The 2,243-nt window shown below is 44.7% G+C and carries 1 protein-coding gene; it reads left to right on the forward strand.

The annotated features are described in order from the left end of the window. Positions 1-302: 302 nt before the first annotated feature. A partial coding sequence (locus RMO84_RS18360) for an ABC-F family ATP-binding cassette domain-containing protein (RefSeq protein WP_310489883.1) occupies positions 303-2,243 on the forward strand: 1,941 nt, incomplete at its 3' end.

Consider the following 2,243-nt stretch of genomic DNA (forward strand, 5'->3'; position numbering starts at 1 on the left):
GTCTTCATCCGGGAATGGCGACAGGCTATAACGCTGATTAACATCATAATAGTCAATCGCGATCGCCAATTGGTAACTGGATCTGGTGACAATCTGATTATAGCTTGTCGCAATCGTCCAGAGGATCGACGATGCCAAGGCTAATCGGCGGATACTTTTGCTTGAAAGCACATACAATAGCAGGTAGGAGTTCTCGAACTCAAACTAGTACCAATCTCCAATCTCTGCGGTTCTACCTGCGATCTTGAGGATGCCGCTGCTACTAGCTCTCATCTACTCCCATCTCGTCACTCCCAAATCCCATGACTATTTTTACGTTGCAATCGGTTAAAAAAGACTTTGGAATTAAAGAGATTCTCAAAGATGGATCGTTTAGCTTAGATGCGACGGACAAAGTTGGCTTAATCGGCATGAATGGATCGGGAAAATCAACTTTGCTGAAGATGATTGCGGGTTTAGAACCGATCGATGGCGGTCAGATTTTGCTCAATCCTGGGGTGACGACGATCTATCTGCCCCAACAACCAGAAATGGATCCCAATCATACGGTATTGGAGCAGGTATTTACCAATAGTGGCGAACAGATGCAATTAGTTCGGGATTATGAGGAAATATCCGAAAAATTAGCCCATCCCGAACAGCAGAATTCTACAGAATTGTTAAATAAATTATCTACCGTCATGCAACGGATGGATGCGGTGAATGCTTGGGATTTGGAAACTAAATCTAAGATTATTCTGACTAAATTAGGGATTCATGATTTTGAAGCAAAAGTTGGCGATTTGTCGGGCGGATATCGAAAGCGGATCGCCCTAGCCGCCGCCTTATTATCCGAACCTGACGCACTATTAATGGACGAACCGACCAACCATTTAGATGCATTATCGGTGGAGTGGTTGCAAGATTATCTCAGTCGCTATCGTGGCGCGATCTTATTAATTACACACGATCGCTACTTCTTGGATAAAGTAACTAATCGGATTATCGAGATCGATCGCGGTGATATCTATACTTATAGTGGTAACTATACTTATTACTTAGAAAAGAAAGCCTTAGCTGAAGAATCAATGGTCGGCACTCAGCGCAAACATGCTGGTTTACTGCGGCGAGAATTAGCTTGGCTCCAACGGGGGGCAAAGGCGCGCAGTACTAAACAAAAAGCGCGGATCGGACGGGCTGAAGATCTTAAAGAAAAAGAATTTAAACAAACGACTGGTCGAGTCGATATTTCTACACCAACTCGACGTATTGGTAAGAAAGTAATCGAAATTGTGGGTGTATCGAAAAGCTATGGCGATCGCCAATTAATTTCTGATTTTACGTATGAATTTTCACCTGAAGATCGAATTGGGATCATCGGTGAAAATGGAGCGGGCAAATCGACGCTGATGGATATCTGTACGGGACGATTGGCACCAGATAGCGGCACTGTCGATATCGGTACCACAATTCACATCGGTTACTTCGATCAACATTCTGAGGACTTGCAAGAAGCCGGGAGCGAACAACTCCGCGCGATCGACTATATCAAGGAAGTCGGTGAATTTGTCAAAGTCGCTGACGGCAGCCAAATTAGTGCATCGCAAATGTTGGAACGGTTTCTATTTACACCAAATCAACAATACACGCCGATTAACAAACTCTCTGGTGGTGAAAAACGGCGGTTATTTCTATTGCGGGTACTGATGAGTATGCCCAACGTTTTAATCCTCGACGAACCTACTAACGATCTCGATGTCCAGACTTTAGGCGTATTAGAAGAATATCTCTCGGAATTTAACGGTTGTGTAATTGTAGTTTCCCACGATCGCTACTTCCTAGATCGCACTGTCGAGAAAATATTTGCCCTCGAAGACAAAGGTAACGTCCGCGAATATCCAGGCAATTATTCTGTCTATCTCGACTACAAACAAGCCGAAGCTAATGCTGATAAACTAGCAGCTAAAAACGATCGATCGAATCCTAAATCAGTCGCCAAAGCTGTTCCAGTAGCGACAATCGTTCCGACAGGCTCCGCCGCCAACGCACCGGAAGCCCCTAAAGAGGAAAAGAAACGCCGTTTATCCACCTGGGAGCAGCGGGAATTTACTAAGCTCGAAGCCCAAATTGCCAAACTCGAAGCCGATAAAGCCAAGTTAGAACAAGAATTAGCACATTCACCTAATGCAGCATACAGTCAGCTTCAGAAGCTCACAGCCGATCTGGAACAAGTGAATAAATCGATCGATTCCACGACAGAGCGG

It is taken from the genome of Chamaesiphon sp. VAR_69_metabat_338 (genome assembly GCF_031423935.1).
GTDB lineage: Bacteria > Cyanobacteriota > Cyanobacteriia > Cyanobacteriales > Chamaesiphonaceae > Chamaesiphon.